At 65.9% G+C, this 17438-nt stretch carries 15 protein-coding genes; 6 read left to right on the plus strand and 9 right to left on the minus strand.

The window, feature by feature from the left end; genetic code table 11:
- Positions 1–11: 11 nt before the first annotated feature.
- Genes RDV64_RS11360 through RDV64_RS11375 form a run of 4 tightly spaced genes read right to left on the minus strand, consistent with a single transcriptional unit; the run spans position 12 to position 5347 of the window.
- A complete protein-coding gene (locus tag RDV64_RS11360; RefSeq protein WP_309199367.1) occupies positions 12–2465 on the minus strand; it encodes a hypothetical protein in 2454 nt (817 codons plus the stop codon).
- Positions 2449–3525 carry a glycoside hydrolase family 88 protein gene (locus tag RDV64_RS11365; protein ID WP_309199368.1) on the minus strand — a complete coding sequence of 359 codons (1077 nt, stop codon included), beginning with the start codon at positions 3523–3525 and terminating at the stop codon, positions 2449–2451. Before RDV64_RS11365 ends, RDV64_RS11360 begins: the two co-directional genes overlap by 17 nt.
- Complete coding sequence (locus RDV64_RS11370) at positions 3522–4643, minus strand: Gfo/Idh/MocA family oxidoreductase (protein WP_309199369.1); 1122 nt, start codon at positions 4641–4643, stop codon at positions 3522–3524. The genes RDV64_RS11365 and RDV64_RS11370 overlap by 4 nt, the downstream gene beginning before the upstream one ends.
- A complete protein-coding gene (locus RDV64_RS11375; RefSeq protein ID WP_309199370.1) occupies positions 4640–5347 on the minus strand; it encodes a GntR family transcriptional regulator in 708 nt (235 codons plus the stop codon). The genes RDV64_RS11370 and RDV64_RS11375 overlap by 4 nt, the downstream gene beginning before the upstream one ends.
- Positions 5348–5434: 87 nt before the next feature.
- Between RDV64_RS11375 and RDV64_RS11380 the strand changes: the two genes are divergently transcribed.
- The 3 genes from RDV64_RS11380 to RDV64_RS11390 are packed head-to-tail and all read left to right on the plus strand — an operon-like array spanning position 5435 to position 8036.
- The gene (locus RDV64_RS11380; protein WP_309199371.1) at positions 5435–6592 is read left to right on the plus strand and encodes an LLM class flavin-dependent oxidoreductase; all 1158 of its coding nucleotides are present in this window, start codon (positions 5435–5437) and stop codon (positions 6590–6592) included.
- Entirely contained in the window at positions 6592–7485 is an 894-nt protein-coding gene (locus RDV64_RS11385; RefSeq protein ID WP_309199372.1) for an aldo/keto reductase, read from the plus strand. Before RDV64_RS11380 ends, RDV64_RS11385 begins: the two co-directional genes overlap by 1 nt.
- Positions 7485–8036, plus strand: a complete 552-nt coding sequence (locus tag RDV64_RS11390) for a flavin reductase family protein (protein ID WP_309199373.1) — start codon at positions 7485–7487, stop codon at positions 8034–8036. The genes RDV64_RS11385 and RDV64_RS11390 overlap by 1 nt, the downstream gene beginning before the upstream one ends.
- 21 nt (positions 8037–8057) lie before the next feature.
- Here the strand turns inward: RDV64_RS11390 and RDV64_RS11395 are convergent, their stop codons facing one another.
- From RDV64_RS11395 to RDV64_RS11410, 4 genes are all read right to left on the minus strand, one after another.
- Positions 8058–8999, minus strand: a complete 942-nt coding sequence (locus RDV64_RS11395) for an ABC transporter permease (RefSeq protein ID WP_309199374.1) — start codon at positions 8997–8999, stop codon at positions 8058–8060.
- A gap of 11 nt (positions 9000–9010) precedes the next feature.
- Positions 9011–10057 carry an ABC transporter permease gene (locus tag RDV64_RS11400; protein ID WP_309199375.1) on the minus strand — a complete coding sequence of 349 codons (1047 nt, stop codon included), beginning with the start codon at positions 10055–10057 and terminating at the stop codon, positions 9011–9013.
- Complete coding sequence (locus RDV64_RS11405; protein WP_309199376.1) at positions 10054–11610, minus strand: sugar ABC transporter ATP-binding protein; 1557 nt, start codon at positions 11608–11610, stop codon at positions 10054–10056. Before RDV64_RS11405 ends, RDV64_RS11400 begins: the two co-directional genes overlap by 4 nt.
- A 91-nt stretch (positions 11611–11701) precedes the next feature.
- The gene (locus RDV64_RS11410; RefSeq protein WP_309199378.1) at positions 11702–12823 is read right to left on the minus strand and encodes a sugar ABC transporter substrate-binding protein; all 1122 of its coding nucleotides are present in this window, start codon (positions 12821–12823) and stop codon (positions 11702–11704) included.
- A gap of 174 nt (positions 12824–12997) precedes the next feature.
- Here RDV64_RS11410 and RDV64_RS11415 point away from each other — a divergent pair, with 174 nt between their 5' ends.
- The 3 genes from RDV64_RS11415 (at position 12998) to RDV64_RS11425 (ending at position 16248) form a co-directional block, all read left to right on the plus strand.
- Positions 12998–14500, plus strand: coding sequence for an amidohydrolase family protein (locus RDV64_RS11415; protein WP_309199379.1), 1503 nt, complete (start codon positions 12998–13000; stop codon positions 14498–14500).
- An 84-nt stretch (positions 14501–14584) separates the two neighbouring features.
- Positions 14585–15415 carry an ABC transporter ATP-binding protein gene (locus RDV64_RS11420; protein ID WP_309199380.1) on the plus strand — a complete coding sequence of 277 codons (831 nt, stop codon included), beginning with the start codon at positions 14585–14587 and terminating at the stop codon, positions 15413–15415.
- Positions 15412–16248, plus strand: coding sequence for an ABC transporter permease (locus tag RDV64_RS11425; protein ID WP_309199381.1), 837 nt, complete (start codon positions 15412–15414; stop codon positions 16246–16248). The genes RDV64_RS11420 and RDV64_RS11425 overlap by 4 nt, the downstream gene beginning before the upstream one ends.
- A gap of 80 nt (positions 16249–16328) precedes the next feature.
- On the opposite strand, the gene RDV64_RS11430 is transcribed toward RDV64_RS11425, so the two are convergent.
- On the minus strand, positions 16329–17378 hold the full coding sequence (locus RDV64_RS11430) for an ABC transporter substrate-binding protein (protein ID WP_309199382.1): 1050 nt from the start codon (positions 17376–17378) through the stop codon (positions 16329–16331).
- Positions 17379–17438: the final 60 nt, after the last annotated feature.

Here is a 17438-nt window from a genome sequence, read left to right on the forward strand (position 1 = left end):
AAATCGGGTGGTCAGCGCACCCTTCTTTCGCCGGCCACCGTCCATGTGGCCGGGTCGATGGTGATCCCCTCCGCCTCGATGCGCCCGTCGGGTTGGCATACGACCGTGCCGTAGATCGGGTCGGCCATTGTGAGGACGCCGCGCGTGTCACCGGTTGCGGCAAGGCCCGCGAACTGTGCTGCGATGGCGGCGGGGGGCTCGGTGCTGGAAAGCGTGCGCACGATCCAGCGGGCCGCACGACCCGGAAGACGCAATTCCGAACCGGCGGACGGGCCGGTCTCGATCACTTGAAGCGGCCCCGATGCGACAATGACGAGCCGTCCGTTGCCGGACGCGCCAACCGCCACGTTGCCCTCGATGTGCACGGCATCGAACGCCGCAATCGGGAACAGCGCGTGCGTGAAGTCCGGCTGCGGGGCCACCCCGTCGAAAACGCAGACCGCGAGGCCGCGATACTGATGGACCCGCGGGATCGACGCCGAGCCGCCCCAGAAGGACGGGCGGCCGTAGCCTGAATGGATCACTTCGCCCGGCTGGTTGATGACGGCCTGCGCCTGCGCCTCGTCGCCGATCCGGGCGTGGAGGACGGTCTCCTGGTAGCCCCAGTCGAACCATCGGTAGGCGGCGGCGGTGCCGAGCGCCCAGTCGCGCGTCTTCGCGTGGGTGAGGGCTGCAAAGCCGCCTTCGCCCTGGCGGAAGGACCAGACCTGTTCGCCGTCTTCCAGCACGGCGCGAGCCTTGAGGTCAGGCAGTTCGAGGCCATGGTCGCGCAGGCAGAGCGCCAGCTGGGGGAGGGCATGGAATCGGGTGCCGTAACTGCCGGCGCCCCATAGGAGCCGGGCGATGGCGGACAATTCCAGCGATCGGCTGGCGCGCAAGGTGTGCTCGTAGGAGCGGCCCTGCGCGCCGGTGAGAACGCCGCGGTGCGCCGAGTTGGCGACAATCTCGATGAGGCGGGCAATGCCGGCACCGGCGCGGGCGGCAATGTCAGCATCCGGCGCAAGCGCCTGAAGGGCGGTGAGTCCCTTGAGGTCGATGGGGAAATAGGGCGCGGAGTTGAACTCGGCCATTTCCCACGCCTCGAAGTGGTCGAGCCACGCGCGCACGCGCGCCGCGCCGACGGCGCATTGTTCGGCGCCCTTGCGGCCGGAGCGCACGAAAGTGGCGTCCGGAAAATGGTGGCCGGCGAGGTAGGCGGCGGTGTGGAAGAGGAGCGCGTGGTTTTCGGAAAAATACCACTGCACGTCGTTGCCGGGCTCATCCATCCAGTAGCGATAGCCGAGGATGGCGGCGTCGATCTCGGTCTTGATGGCTTCGCCAAGCCCGTCCGCGAAGGCAATGCGGGACCATAGCAGCGGCACCAGCGCAAAATCCGCGCAATCCCAGCACGCGACAACGGGGCCGAGCGCCCGCGCAATCATCGCCTCGGTTTCGGGGCCGGTGCGGCCCGTGGCGAGGCGGGCAAGGGCCGCCACCGTATCGGGCTCGGCGCGGGTGGCGACGGTGTCCAGCGTTTCGGCAATGCGCTCGGCCAGTATTGCCGGGGCAGCGCCGCTGCTGCCGTGCGCGATTTCCACGCCGAGCGTGCGGGCGGCGGCGAAGCCGTCCATCTCCAGCGTAACGCGGAAGTGGCGAAAGTCGGCGGGAAGGGTTGCCGCGTCGCCAAGGTCCAGCGTGGCGGCGCCGGGGGGAAGCTCGCGCACAAGGTCGAGCCGTTCGTGGGACATGAAATCGCCCTCCACCCGGACCGTTGCCGTGGCGGCGGGCAGCGGAGCGGGGAAGAGAACCTGGACCGGGCCTTCGGTGTAGGCTGGCCTGTCGAAGTGCATTGCCGCCAGTGTCGCCTCTACGGCGGCCACTGTGTCTGGCGCCGCATCATACGGCATCAGCGCGGTGACGGGGGTGCCGGACAGCCATTCGAGGCTGATGAAGTGGCGTGTGTCCCGCTCGGCAAGATCGTCGAAATAGATGTCGATGTCGGTGGTACCGGCGGCAAGGTCTACGTCGATCTCGGTGCTGTCGTCAAAATTGCGGGTGTAGGGGGCGAGCCAGCCTGCCGCCGCGCCGTTCGCAAACAGGACCGCGCCGCCGGGGGTGGTGAGGCGGAAACGGGCAATGCCGCCTTCGCTGGCGATGCGGGTGCGCGCCCAGGTGGCAATGTGGGTGGGGCGGAACCAGAAGCCGGAACGGTCGAGCCGCTCGGACGCGAAGGGGAGCACGTTTTCGGCGGGCTCGAAATCGTGGTTGGGCTCGGGCCGGATGCCGCGGCGCTCGGCGGCAAAGGCGGTCCGGCAGGGATATTCGTGCGGGATGAAATTCTTCGTTCTGGTGACGAAGAAGAACGGGTCCATCTCGCCGGCCATGGGCTGGTCGGGCACATCGTACGGCGTTTCCACCGTGCGGCCGATCCGCCAGTAGACCAGCGGCTGGCCAGCCTGGAGCGCGGCGTCAGCGCAGGTCATCATGGTTCATCGCTTCGCCGAGGCACAGGAGCGCCATGGCCTGGCCATAGGCCGTGGGCTGGATCGGGATGGTGCGGTAAAAGTCGAGATCGTGGCCCATCCGCGTACCGTAGCTGACGTTCTGTAACGTGCCGGTGTCGTCGATGGATGCCATCACCGCGTGAACGGCCTTTATGCCAGCCGCCTTCCACGCCGGTGTGCCGAGACCCAGCCGGGCGCCCTTCAGCAGCGCGTAACCAAAGCCTGCGGTGGCGGACAACTCCTCGTAGCTTGACGGATCGTCGAGGAGGGTGCGCCAGGCGCCACTCTGGCACTGAAGTGGCAAGAGGGCATCCACTTGCGCCTTCAGAACGCCGGTGAGGAATGCTGCGACGGAGGGGGCAATGGTGGCAAGGTCCAGAAGATCGAGCACGCCTGCGCTGATCCACGCATTGCCGCGCGCCCAGCGCGCCCGCGCGAAATTGTGCCGCCCGTCAAACGTCCAGCCGTGGAACCACAGGCCGGTTGCCGGGTCCGCGAGATAGCGGGTGTGGACGAGGAACTGGCGTTCCGCCTCGTCCACCAGATCGCGCCGGCCGGCACCCTCGCCATAGCTGGCGAGAAAGAGGGCCACCATGAAAAGCGTGTCGTCCCACAGTTCGCCTCGGTTTTTCTTGTCCGATACGTCGTGCTGGATGCCGCCCTCTTCGGTGCGCGGGGCATGTTCCAGAACGTCTTCTGCCCACTTTGCCAGAAGCGCGCCGTGGGCCGGATCGCCGCTTTCCCGCCACAACAGGGAGAGGGCCAGCATCGGCGCGGTGGTGTTGACATTTTGCGCCGGAAGCCCGGCTTCGATGCGCCGTTGGTACCAGCCTTCCAGCTCGTTCTTCAGCCGGGGCAGATGGCCTGCGCGCCAGAGCGAGGCGAGGGCGTAGAGGCCGACGCCCTGCGGCCATTCCCACGAATCGAAGCTGATATAGTCGCCCTTGGTGCCATCAAGGTTCGGCTCGTCGAACTGGCCTTCGTGGCGCAGCGCTGTCATCCCGGTGACGAGCTGGTGAAGATTGGTTTCGAGGCGGCTCATGACGCGGACATTTTCGGGCGGAACGCGTTGGGGTCGAGAGGCACCGCCTCGCCGTTCTCGGCCGAATGCTGGGCGGCAAGGCCGATGGCCACCGCCATCGCGCCATCGCGCAGGGTGACTTCGGGGCGGCTTCCGGTGCGCACGGCATCGGCAAAGCGGCGATGCTGGTAGAAGGTGGCGCCGTTGTGGTCGCCCGCCTCCAGCAGCGTCTGATCGACCGGCACCAGCACCTCGCGCGGCCCCTTCGGCTCGCGCGGGCTGACAATTACCTCCGCCACGGGCGGCGCGCCCAGATGCTCCGGCCAGAAGCGGGTCGGTCCCGGCACATGCACCTCGATCTTGCCATCAGCGCCGACGGCGGAAATCTCTTCCTGAAAGCGCGATCCGTCGGCGAACATGCACAGTTCCAGCATGGCCCGCGTGCCGCCCGCAAAGTCGACAATCACGTAGCCGTGATCCCAGATGTCCGGCGCCTTGCCGGCGTAGCGCTCATCGCGGTGGTTCACCGCCTGACCGGCGCTTGCCATGACGCGCACGGGATCATCGCCCACGATGAGGCGCATCAGGTCGAAGAAGTGGCAGCATTTTTCGACGAGCGTCCCGCCGGTGTAGCGGTTGAAGCGGTTCCAGTCGTTTACCTTGGGAAGAAACGGGTAGCGGTGTTCCCGGATGGTCAGCATCTGCACGCCGCCGGTTGCAAGGTGCGCATTCTGGATGAACGCGGCAATCGGCGGCATGTAGCGATATTCCATGGCCACCCAGATGGCGGGGCTGCGGGCGGCAAGGCGCGCCACGCGCTCGGCATCCGCGGGCCGGGTGAACAGCGGCTTTTCGACCAGCACCGGCAGGCAGCGGTGCTCCAGCGCCACCTCCAGCTGCTCCAGATGCAAATAATTGGGGGACGCCACCAGAAGACAGTCGATGTCCGGGTCGGCCGCAAGCGCTGCGAAGGTGGGGTGGGCCTTCGCATCCGGCACCATCGAAAGAGCGGCCTCGCGCATGGTGTCGTCCGGATCGAAGACGGCTGAGACGACGGCATCGTCGAGCAGGGCGATGTTGCGGATGTGCTCGTGGCCCATCATGCCGGTTCCGGCGAGACCGTATCGGATGGTTTTCACTTTATTCTTTGCACATAGCGGGCGACCGCAGGGTCGAACCAGGATTGGGACCACTCGGCGCGCGCGCCGGTCTGCGACCAGCTGATCCGCTCCACATGGCCGCACATTGCATCGGGGCGGACGCCGAATGCGGGCGGCACCCAGGCCGGGGCGGGCGCAACGGACACACGGTCCTCCGCCCGCATGATCCAGAGGTCGAGGCGCTCCTTGTAGGCAAGGTAGAGGCTTTCGCCCAGATCGTCCGGCGTGAGCGTTTCGGCGTAGCTTCCGTCCAGCCAGATTTCCTCGGCCACAGCGGGGATCCCGTCCAGCCGGCGCAGACGGCGGATGCGGTGGGCGTGGGCGGCGCTGCCAAATTGCGGTGCGCCGGCAGGCTTGGCGCACCGCTCGACCGACAGGATTTCCGCGCCGGGTGCGCCGCCGCCGGAAAGACGCTCGATGCGGAAGAACGCATAGACGCCGTCCCGGCCGCTGCGGTGGCGGACATAGTTGCCCGAGCCCTGGCGGCGCTCCAGCAGCCCCTCGCGCTCCAGGAACGCCAGCGCCTTGCGCAACGTGCCGACCGAGGTGCCGAGCTGCGCGGCCATGTCCCGCTCCGGGTCGAGCCGTTCGCCCTCCAGCAGGCGGCCGGCATCGATCTCGCGCACCAGCAATTCGCCGATCTGACGATAAAGCGGGAGGGCGGTTGGCTCATGGGGGACCATCGGATGCGCCAGAATTGATACACTATTGATCTACAACAGGCCGGGTGCTACGTAAACCCCGGAATCCGAGGCTTTCCAGGGCAAATCATGACCGTCGTGCCGATCACGTCTCCCGACCTCGATGCGGCGGAAATCAGCTGGTTCTCCGCGCTGTGTTCGGACGATTACCGCCATCTGGGCGTGCCGGACGGCGCGCTGCGCTCCTCGTTCGACCACTGCGCCGACATTGTGCAGACCGCCGAGCGCCAGGGCTTCCGCAACATCCTGTGCCCGTCGTCCTACCAGGTGGGGCAGGACACCTTGTCCTTCGTGGCAGGCTGCGCACCGATCACGCAGGACATCAATTTTCTGGCGGCCATCCGCTGCGGCGAGATGCAGCCGATCATGCTGGCGCGCACCGTCGCGACGCTCGATCACATGCTCAAGGGCCGGCTGACGCTCAACATCATCTCGTCCGATTTTCCGGGCGAGAGCGCAGAGAGTGGCTACCGATACCAGCGGTCGCGCGAGGTTGTGGAAATCCTCAAGCAGGCGTGGACCGAGGAGGAGATCAATCATTTCGGCTCGATCTACCGGTTCGAGGGTGTCTCCACGCTGCCGGCACGGCCGTACCAGACCAATGGCGGGCCGCTCCTTTATTTCGGCGGTTATTCGCCCCCCGCGCTGGCGCTGTGTGCCGAGCATTGCGACGTCTACCTCATGTGGCCGGAGCCGAAAGAGGAGCTGGCGGGGCGGATGAAGGCGGTTCACGCACGGGCCGACAAGCTCGGCCGGACGCTGGACTATGGGCTGCGCGTCCACGTCATCGTGCGCGACACCGAGGCCGAGGCGAAAGAGTATGCGCAGGATCTGGTGTCGAAGCTCGACGACGAGATCGGCCGTTCCATCCGCGAGCGTGCGCTGGATTCAGGCTCGCTCGGCGTCTCCCACCAGGCAAGGACGCGCGAGATCGCGGACCTTGAGGGCTTTGTGGAACCGCATCTGTGGACCGGGATCGGCCGGGCGCGCTCCGGCTGCGGCGCGGCCATTGTGGGGTCGGCCGACCAGGTCCTGTCCGAGCTGGAAGCCTACCGGAAGATGGGCATTCGCGCGTTCATCTTCTCAGGCTACCCCCACGTCGACGAAGCGAAACATTTTGGAAGGCTGGTGATGCCGCATCTGAAGACTTGTGCGCTGCCCGAGGTGTATGGCCGTGTGCCGGCCTCGACCCCGTCTACGCCGCTGGGTACCGGGGAGCGCCACTGATGGAACGCGTCACCCTTGCAAAGGACCTCGAATTTTCGCGGCTGGTCTATGGCATGTGGCGGCTGGCAGACAAGGCGGACCGTTCCGAGCGAACCGTGCGCGCCAAGATCGACGCCTGTCTGGCGCAAGGCATCACCACGTTCGACCAGGCCGACGTCTACGGCAACTATGAGAGCGAGGCCGTGTTCGGCGCGGTGCTGAAGGCCGACCCCTCGCTGCGGGACCGCATAGAGATCGCCACCAAGTGCGGCATCAAGCTTGTGACCGACAAGGCGCCCGAACGGCAGGTGAAACACTACGATACCAGCGCGGCCCACATCACGGCATCGGCGGAACAGTCGCTCGCCAAGATGGGGATCGAACGGCTCGACCTTTTGATGGTGCACCGGCCCGACCCGCTGATGGACCACGAGGCGACCGGCGCTGCCCTCGACGCGCTGGTGGCGGCCGGAAAGGTGCGCGCGGTTGGCGTTTCAAACTTCAAGCCGCACGACATCACGCTCCTGCAATCGGCAATGCAGGCACCCATCGTGGCCAACCAGATCGAGCTTTCGGTGCTTCACACGGCACCATTCACCGACGGCGATCTGGCATTCTTGCAAGAGCATGACCTTGCGGCGATGGCATGGTCGCCGCTTGCCGGCGGCAAGCTGTTTGCGCCCGCAAACGCAGCGCTGGCGACCCGGCTCGCCGCCCTCGGCAGGGCGACCGGCGGAGACATTTCGGCCGCTGCCCTTGCCTGGCTTCTTGCCCATCCGGCACGGATTCTGCCAGTGGTGGGCACCAACAATCTGGAGCGGATCGCAATGATCGGCAAAGCCCTCGACGTGACCATCGACCGGGAAGTCTGGTTCGAGATCTACCAGCTCTCCCGCGGGCAAGAGGTCGCCTGATGGACCTTTGTCGCGCTGCAAGAATGACGGGCTCTGCCGTGATCGACGAGACGCGTGACCGCCGGGAGCCGGCTGCGCCGCCATCTGCCGGCGACAGCCGCGCCTACCGCGATGTGCTGGGCCGGTTCGCGACCGGGGTGACGGTGGTCACCTGTGCTGCGCCCGGCGGGCCGATCGGTATGACGGTGAACTCCTTCACCTCGCTGTCGCTGGACCCGCCGCTGGTGATGTGGTCGCCGGCCAAATCCTCGCACCGCCACGCCCACTACTCGGCCGCGCCCCGCTTTGCGGTGCATGTTCTGCATGCAGGGCAGCAGGCGGTGGCCGATGGCTTCATGCGTTCGGCCGAGGCGTTTCACGATGTGGCGTGGACGGCGGCGCCCGATGGTTTGCCGCTGATGGAAAACTGCCTGGCGCGCTTTGTGTGCCAGCGCGTTGCCGAGCACGACGCGGGCGATCACACCATCATGATCGGCCGCGTGACGGCAGCGGAAGGCGGCGAAGGGGAGCCGCTCCTTTATTTCCGGGGCCGTTACACCGCGGTGGCCTGACCGCGGTGCCCAAGCCGTGGCTTACGTGGCAGCCTTGCGGCCGCGGCTGTAGATCAGCAGCATCAGGATGATGACCGCGCCGTAGATGATCTGCCGGTAGGCTTCTTCCATCTGCATGATCGACAGCATCGACTGCAGAAGCACGATCAGGATAACACCCACGACAGTGCCGGAAAAGCGCCCGCTGCCGCCAAGGATGTTGGTGCCGCCGAGCACCACGGCCGCAATGGACGGCAGGAGATACTGGTCGCCCATCGCCTGGAAGGCGCGGGCCGAGTAGCCGGCGAGCGACAGCCCGGCTATGGCCGCGCAAAGCGAGCACATCATGAACGATGCGATGATGACGAGCCGCGTGCGCACGCCCGACAGGTAGGCCGCAGCCTCCTGGTTGCCGATGGCGTACATGTAGCGGCCCAGCGGCGTGCGGTTGAGCATGTAGACCAGCGCGGCCGACATCAGCGCCCACACCACCACCGAATGCGGGATCTCGAACGTGCGGTCGCGGCCGAGGAACAGCATCAGGTCGGTCGCGGCGGATTGGGGGGCGTGGCCGCCGGTCAGCATCACCATGCAGCCCAGCAGGACCGTGTTGACGCCGAGCGTAAAGATCATCGACGGGACACGCAGCACCGCAACACCGATGCCGTTGACGAGGCCGACGGTGAGGCCGACGCCAAGGCCGACGAGGTTGCCCTCCATCCCGCCGATGGCGGAGGCGACCATGGCGCTGGTGGTCAGCGTCCACGGGACCGAAAGGTCGATGTGGCCAAGGAGGATGACCATCATCATGCCGGCCGCGGTCATCCCGAGGAAGGCGCCGAAGTGGAGCTGCTGCATCAGGTAGTTCGGCGAGATGAAGGTCGCCGTGCCCTGTGTCGCGATGGTGTAGGCCGTTCCCGCCGCCAGGATGATGACGATGAAAACGAGGCCGATCAGGATGGGTTTGTCGATACGAAGGCTCATCGCGGGGGCGCTCATGAGAAGAGGGACAGGCGGTTCTTCACCCGGAACACGCGGGCGGCGCCAAGGCTGACGGCGACGAGGAGGATCAGCCCCTCAAAGAACGGTTGCAGGAGCGGGCTTGCGACGAAGCCGAGGGGCGCGCTTTCCGGCACCACGCGGAAGATGAACGAGATCGACCGCAGCACCAGAGCGCCGAAGATCGTGCCGATCACCCCGCCCGTGCCGCCATAGAGCGACGTGCCGCCGATGACGACGGTGGCGATGGAGCGCAGCGTGTATTCGGCGGCCTGCGGCGCGTCGGCGTTGCCCGAGCCCATCTGCATGGTGAGGTAGATGCCCGCGCACCCGGCAAAGAAGCCGGCGAGCGTGAAGGCGGCAATCTTGGAGCGGTCCATCCGGACGCCGGACATGTAGGCGGCGTGGGGGTTGGAGCCGATGGCATAGGCGCCGCGCCCGGTGACGGAACGCTTGTAGGGGATCCACACGCAGACCACGATCAGGATCAGGTAGATCGGCTGCAGCGGGATCTGGCCGAAGAAGCCGAGGTCCTCCCACCAGCCGTAGGTGAGGCCGAGCTCGTTGATGTCGTTGGTGAACGCCCAGGCGAAGTCGCCGTCGATGGAGCCGCCGGGGGAGGGGCGCAGGAGGAGCGCCAGGCCGAGGAAGATGGCGCCGGTGGCCAGCGTCGCGATTATCGGCTGGATCCGGCCATAGACGATGATGCAGCCGTTCATGAAGCCGCAGAAGGTGCCAAGCGCCATGCAGGCGACGATGCCGGCCACGATGGAGCCGCCGGTGCCGGCCATCACGATGGAGCCGAAGCAGTTGGTCAGCGTCATCAGCGGGCCGACGGAGAGGTCGAGGCCGCCGACGATGACCGCCATGGTCTGCGCCATGCCGACAAGGATCAGCGCCAGCGTCTCGTTGCCGTTCTGCAGGACGACGTTCATGCCCCAGTTGGGGTATTGCGAGACGTAGAACGCGTAGAGCACGGCAAACATGGCGATGGCGAGAAGGACGCCAAGGTTCTGGCTGAGGAAGATACGGAGCGATTTCACAGTGCGGCCCCCGCCTTGGCACGCTCATCCGTGAGGTTCAGCGAACTGGAAATAATGTTGGTCTCGGTGAGGCTCTCGCCGGAGAGTTCGCGCACGATGGTCCCGTCATAAAGGATGAGCACGCGGTCGCAGCAGCCGATCAGCTCGTCATAGTCGGTGGTGTAGAAGAGGATCGACGCGCCGTCCTCGGCAAGGCCGCGCAGGAGGGCGTAGATTTCCTGCTTGGTGCCGACGTCGATGCCGCGTGTCGGATCGTTGAGGAGGATGATGCGGGCGCCGGTGAGGAGCCACTTGGCGATCACCACCTTCTGCTGGTTGCCGCCGGACAGGTTGGCGACTTCCTGGTCGAGGTCGCCGGCCTTGATCTGCATCCGGGCGACCATCTCCTTGATCTTCTCCGCCTCGGCCGACCTGTCGATGACGAGGCCCTTGGTGAGCCAGGGCATTGCCGCGATGGTGATGTTTTCCGCAACGCTCATGGGCAGCATCAGCCCTTCGGTCTTGCGGTCTTCCGGGATCAGCGCCATGGCGTGCTCGGGCTGCTTGGCGGCGGCCGGGCTGTCGAGCTTCACGGCCTTGCCGTTGATCTTCATCGTGCCGCCAACGCCGCGCAGGACGCCGAAGAGGGCGAGCAGAAGCTCGCGCTGGCCCTGGCCGTCCAGCCCGCCGACGCCGACGATCTCGCCCTTGCCAACCGAGAGGGACAAATCGTTGAGCATCGGCGCCCAGGTGAGGTTTTCCACCTCCAGCGCGGGTTCCGGCGGTGCGGTCCAGACGGGCTTTTTCGGGAAGACGTTGGACCAGTCGCGGCCGATCATCAGCTGCACGATGTCTTCGTGGCTGTGGGCGCCCGAGGCGAACGTCTCGATGTGCTGGCCGTTGCGGAAGACCGAGCAGGTGTCGGCCAGCTCCTCGATCTCGTGCATCCGGTGGGAGATGTAGAGGAGGCTGAGGCCTTCATCGCGCAGGGCGTGAAGGATGCCGTAGACCTTCTCGACGTCGCTGCCGGTGAGGGCGGAGGTCGCCTCATCCAGAATGAGGAGCTGCGGATTGCGGCCGAGCGCCTTGGCGATCTCCACCATCTGGCGGCGCGACAAAGGCAGGTTCTTCACCCGCTCGCGCGGGTCGATGTCCTCGCAGCCGACACGGGCAAGCAGCGCCTCGGCGCGGCGGAACTGGGCGCGCCCGTCGATCAGGCCGAGCTTAGTGCGGGGCGGGTCGGTGATGGAGATGTTGTCGGCCACCGAAAGGTCCGGCATCAGCGACAGTTCCTGGAAGATGCAGACCACGCCCGAGGCGTTGGCTTCCAGCGGCGTCTTGAATTCGACCGGCTTGCCGTCCAGCGCCATGGTGCCCGTGGTAGGGGCAACGACACCGGAGACGATCTTGATCAGCGTCGACTTGCCGGCGCCGTTTTCGCCGAGCACGGCATGGATCGAGCCGCGCTTTGCGGAAAAGTCCACATCGCTCAGCGCCTGCACGCCGCCATAATTCTTGGAGATGCCGCGCATTTCCAGATAGGCGGCATTTGCCGCCGTCGCACCCTCGGGCATGAACGAACGCCTTGACGAGCTGGCCGGGGGCTGCCCGGCCTTGGGAGAAGGAAAGTGGGTGGCGGGGCGCGCGGCCCCGCCAGGTCGGCTCTTACTGCGAGTTTTCTTCGGACTCGGCCATGATTTCGCGTGCCGTGATGGTCACGTTGCACGGCGGGAACTCGTTCGGCGTGAAGAAGTCGTCCGGCAGGTCGGCCCAGAAGTTCACGCCGTCCTCGACCTCATCGAAGGTGACCCGCGGGATTGGCACGGAGATCAGCTGCGGCAGCGCGTTGCCCTGGAGGGCTTCCAGCGCCGCCTTCATGGCGATGGCGACAAGACCGGGGGACTGGCCGTAGGACAGAGCCTCGAGCCCGTTGTCGCGGTGCTCGGCGATCTGCTTGCGGAAGCCGTTTTCGGCTTCGCCCGCCATCGGCACGAACGGATGGCCCGCGTCGATCATCGCCTGCACGGTGCCGTTGGTGCCGCCCTGGGAGAACACGCCGTCGAACTGGCCATGAACGGCGATGGCGTCTGCCGTCACCTTCTGGCTGTCGCCCGGTGCCCAGTTTCCGACCACTTCGATGATTTCGTAATCACCGGCGGCCTTCATGGCTTCCTGGAAGGCTTCGTGCCGGTCACGGTCGACCGAGTTGCCGGGCAGGCCGCGCACTTCGAGGATCTTGCCGGAGGTGCCGACCTTTTCGATCAGCCAGTCGGCGGCGAGCTTGCCGATGCCGGCCTGGTCTTCGTTGACCATCATCACCTTGTCGGTGTCGAGGATGTTGTCGAACGGCACCAGCACAACGTCGGACCGGTCGGCCATGCGGACCACCCGGTCGAACCCGGTGGGAGAGACGGCGATGGTGATGATCGCGTCGTAGCCCTGGTTGATGAAGTCTTCGATGGCGCCCAGCTGTGCAGCGGCATCCGTGCCGGTGGAGATGACCTTGAGTTCGTCAATGAGCGGGGCGATCTCTTCCTGCTCGGCGAATGCCTTTGCCGTCTTGATCATCTGAATGCGCCAGATGTTGCCGACGAACCCGTTGACGACGGCAACGCGGTAAGGCGCTTCCTTGGCGTCCCATTTGAAATACTTGGTGTCGGCCGACCACGGGGCGAAGCACTCGGGCATGTAGCCGGGGCCTTCCACAACGTCCGGTCCGGCGAAGGCGGGGGCCGACGACAACGCGGTCGACAACGCAAGAGCTGCAACAAGCGGCAGTGCGCGCATAGAAACTTCCTCCCAGATATGGCTCGCTGATCGCACTCTGTCGGTGCTGAGCCTTTGTTTTGCCACGCGTCGTGCGCGGGTACTCATTTGTGAGACTTTAGCGTATCGCACACTTGCGCGAAACGGCAACGACGTTTGTAACGGCGTTTGTACATATGTTTGGAGAACCGCGCGATGGCCAGCCTCAAGGTGTTCACCGGGGCAACCCTTGTCACTCTCGACGCCGCCGGAAGCGTCATCGACGGCGGGGAGCTGTGGGTGGACGGCACCCGCATCGTTCACGCAGGCGCTCCGGGCAGCTTTGCGGCGCCGGAGGGGGTCGCGGTCGAGCGGATCGACGTGCGCGATCACGTCATCATGCCGGGCTTTGCCAACTGCCACACCCACTCCTATGCCGCGTTGCTGAAAGGCAGCGTCGACGCCATGCCGCTCGATCTGTTCATGGTCAACGCCATTCTGGGCGCCGGTGCGCGGGACGAGCGCGCCGTCTACCTCTCCGCCAAGATCAGTGCGCTGGAGATGATGCTCACCGGCACCACAGCCTGCCTCGACCATTTCTCCCACCGCCCGCGCCACACCGCCGACGCGCTGGATGCGGTGTGCCAGGCCTACGCCGATGCCGGGGTGCGCGCCGCCGTTGCGCCGATGTTCTCCGACGTTCCGCTGCGCGAGACGCTCCCGCTCACTGCCGAAGACATGCCGGCCGAGCTGGCCGCCTCAATTCCGGGCACGAAGGCCGACCCGGACCCCTTCTTCGAGATGATGGAGGCCGGGCTTGACCGCTGGAAGGGCCATCCGCTGGTCTCGGTCATGCTGGGGGTGGACAGCCCGCAACGCTGCACCGATGCCCTGCTGGACAGAGGCGGCCGGTTCTGCGCCGACCATGACATCGGCAACCACACGCACCTCCTCGAAGCCAAGACGCAGTGGGCAATGGCTGACGGGCGCGACAGTCGCGGCTTTGTCCGCTTTCTGGCCGACAAGGGGCTGGCGGGGCCGAAATCCTCGTTCGCGCACTTCGTCTGGTTCACCGATGCGGACCTCGAGGCGGCGGCGGAGGCGGGCGTCAACGCGGTTCACAATCCGGCCAGCAACCTCCTTCTGGGGTCCGGCATCCAGCCGCTCCTGCGTCTGGTGGATCGGGGCGTGAACGTCGCGTTCGGGTCCGACGGCGTCAATGTCGGGCACATGTCCATGTTCGAGAAGACGCGCCTTGCCGCGCTGCTGCCGCGGGTGGTGGAGGCAGATCCGGACAAGTGGCTGCGTGCCGGCACCGCGCTGCGCATGGCCACCGTCAACGGTGCGGCGACCCTCGGCCGCAAGGGCGAGGCGGGCACGCTGGAGGCCGGTATGCTGGCCGATTTTGCGGTGCTGGACGGGCGCACCGTGGCGCTCAGCCCCCGCGGCGATCTGCCCACGCAGCTCCTGTTCAACGAGACCGGTGCCAGTGTGCGCGATGTCTACGTGAACGGTGTGCAGGTTCTCGAAAACGGAAAGCCGACGCAGTTCGACGCCGCCGATACCCTTGGCGAAGCGCACGAGGTGGCGGCCCGGCTGGCGCGTGACAACCGGGACGCCGTTGCGCGGGTGGAGGCTTTCCGTCCCGGTCTTTCGGCCATGGCAAAGCGGATCGTTTCGGCAGACTGCGGCCCCTGCCGGATCGCGCAGCTCACATAGCGGTTTTTGGTGCCGCATCCCGTTCGCGTTATGTAAAAGCTGGCGTGAAATTTGCTTGCCGGTGAGGCAATCACAGGAGTTTCCATGGCCCTTCAGGATGCCGGCGGCGCGGCAGACACCGCGTCGGCACAGCCATTTGTCCGCATTGACGATGTGGACCTCGTTTACGGACAGGGCGACTCCGACATCAAGGCATTGTCGGCCGCCTCCATCGACGTCGAGAAAGGCGGATTTGCGGCCGTGGTCGGCCCGTCCGGCTGCGGCAAGTCCTCCCTCATGAAGCTGACCACCGGCCTCATCCGCCCCACGCGCGGCAGCGTGACCGTGGATGGCGCGGAAGTGACGGGGCCGGTCAGCATCGCCGGCATGGCGTTCCAGAACCCCACCATGCTGCCCTGGCGCACGACGCTCCAGAACGTCATGCTGCCGCTGGAGGTGGTGCAGCCGCACCGCAAGCGCCTGCGCGCCAACAAGGACGAATACGTGGCCCGCGCCGAAGGGCTGCTGGAGGCGGTTGGCCTTGGCGGTTTCGGCGCCCGCTCGCCGTGGGAGCTGTCGGGCGGAATGCAGCAGCGTGCCTCGCTCTGCCGGGCGCTGATCCACGAGCCCGAGCTTCTGATGCTGGACGAGCCGTTCGGCGCGCTGGACGCCTTTACCCGCGAAGAGCTCTGGGCCGTCCTGCAGAAGCTCTGGATGGAGCGGCGCTTCACGGTGATCCTGGTGACCCATGACCTGCGCGAAGCGGTCTACCTTGCCGACACCATCCACATCATGAGTGCGCGGCCGGGCCGCGTGGTCGCCAAGCAGAAGGTGCCGCTGGCGTTCCCGCGCACCCTGGAAGACACGTTCAAGCCGGAGTTCGTCGACATCGTGCACGACCTGAGGGACCACATCAGCCGCGAGCGCCAGGTATGAGCGAGGCCGTGGAGACCATCGCCACCGAAGAGACCAAGCTCAACCGCAAGGCCTGGCGCCTTGGCGATGTTGCCGCGCCGTGGATCATCGGCATCGGAACGCTCATCGTCTGGGAGGCCTCGTGCCTCATCTTCGACATCAAGAAGTTCATCCTGCCGGCGCCGACCGACATTGCGGCCAGCCTGTGGGAATGGCACGCGGTGATCTTCACCCATGCCTTGCAGACCCTTTACACAACGGTCCTCGGCTTTGCGCTGGCGGTGGTCGGCGGGCTGGTTCTCGGCGTTGCCGTCGGCTACTCGCGCCTTTTGTACAAGGCGCTTTATCCGATCCTCATCGGCTTCAACTCGGTGCCCAAGGTGGCGATCGTGCCGGTGCTGGTCATCTGGTTCGGCATCGGCACCGTGCCGGCCGTCATCACCGCGTTCATGCTGTCCTTCTTCCCAATTGTGGTGAACGTGGCAGCCGGCCTTGCAACGGTGGAGCCGGAGCTTGAGGACGTTCTGCGCTCTCTCGGCGCGTCGAGGCGGGACATGTTCTTCAAGGTCGGCCTGCCGCGTTCGATGCCCTATTTCTTCGCATCGCTGAAGATCGCCATCACGCTGGCACTGGTGGGCTCGGTGATTTCCGAAACCATCGCGTCCAATTCCGGCATCGGCTACCTGATGCTCAACGCCTCCTCCCGGTTCGACGTGCCGCTGGTGTTCGCCGGGCTTGTGGTTGTGGCGGCCATGGGCGTTGCCATCTATGCCGCATTCGCCGCTTTCGAGGCGCGGGTGACGGGCTGGGCCACCCGCGGCCAGGCGCTGCGGTTCGATGCAGGCGGCGGCTGAGCCAAACCACCCCGGGCCGCCAACAAAAAAGCCGCCGGCATCACTGCCGGCGGCTTTCTTTTTCTGCGGGGGTCTCCGCCTTATTTCATCGTCGCTTTCACGGCGTCGGAGATCTGGCGGTCTTCCAGCGGCGGCAGGAACGAGCCGTCATAATAGTCGGCCATGGCAGGTTCGATTTCCATGCCGAACGCCTTGGCAATCTGGCCGGCCGACGTCTCGAACCGGTCCTGGTCGACGTTGGAAATGCCGCGCTCGGCGACGTTCGGCGTCAGGATCGAGAGTTCCTTGGCAAGCTCCCAGCGGTCGCCTTCAAGGTCGATGTCCACCAGCGGCTCGCGCTCTTTCAGGAGCGCCAGGCCCTCGGCGGGGTCTTCCAGCATTTCCTGCAGGCCCTTCACGGTGGCGGCGACGAAGCCCTTCACCACGTCGGGGTTCTCTTCGGCGAACGACTTTTTCACCAGAAGACCCGAGGAGTAGGGCTGAAGGCCGTACTGGGCGAGGGTGAAGTAGGTCACGTCGTCCCGGTCGATCCCGGCCTGGACCATGTTGAGCACGGTTGTGGTGGTGAACCCGAACGTGGCGTCCGCACGGCCCTGGATCACCATGGCATCGCGCAGGTTGGGCTCGACGAAGACGTACTCGATCGATTCAGGATCGAGGTCGTTGAGGCCGGCGAAGACGGGCCATGCCAGCACCGTGGCGGCGTTCTGCGTGGCCGAGATCTTCTTGCCCGGCAGATCCGCAGGGCCGGAGACGCCGTTGTCCTTCAGCGAGATGACGCCGGTGGGCGACTGGTCGTTGATCACCATCACTGTGACGACGGAATCGTCCGGGTTTTCGCTGTTGAACTTGAGAAGGCCGGTGCCTTCGGCAAAGCCGATGTCGTAAGCGCCGGACGCCACTTTCGAGATGGTGTCGCCGGAACCGAAGCCACGGTCGATGGTCACGTCGAGGCCTTCGTCGGCGTAGTAGCCTTTGTCGAGGGCAATCAGGAACGGGCCGTGCATGGCCTGCCAGGCCCAGTCGAGCACGAACTTGACGTCGGTCTTCTCCTGGGCGTGGGCGGCCACCGGGGTGAGCGCGAGCGCAGCGCAGCCAAGGGCAAGCCGTGAAAGGCGGCTAAGGGACATGAAGGCATCCTTCTGAAGTTTGTTTCGCAAAGTTTTATGCAAGCAAGGGACCAGACGCCA

The organism is Acuticoccus sp. MNP-M23 (assembly GCF_031195445.1).
In the GTDB taxonomy this organism is placed as follows: Bacteria; Pseudomonadota; Alphaproteobacteria; order Rhizobiales; family Amorphaceae; genus Acuticoccus.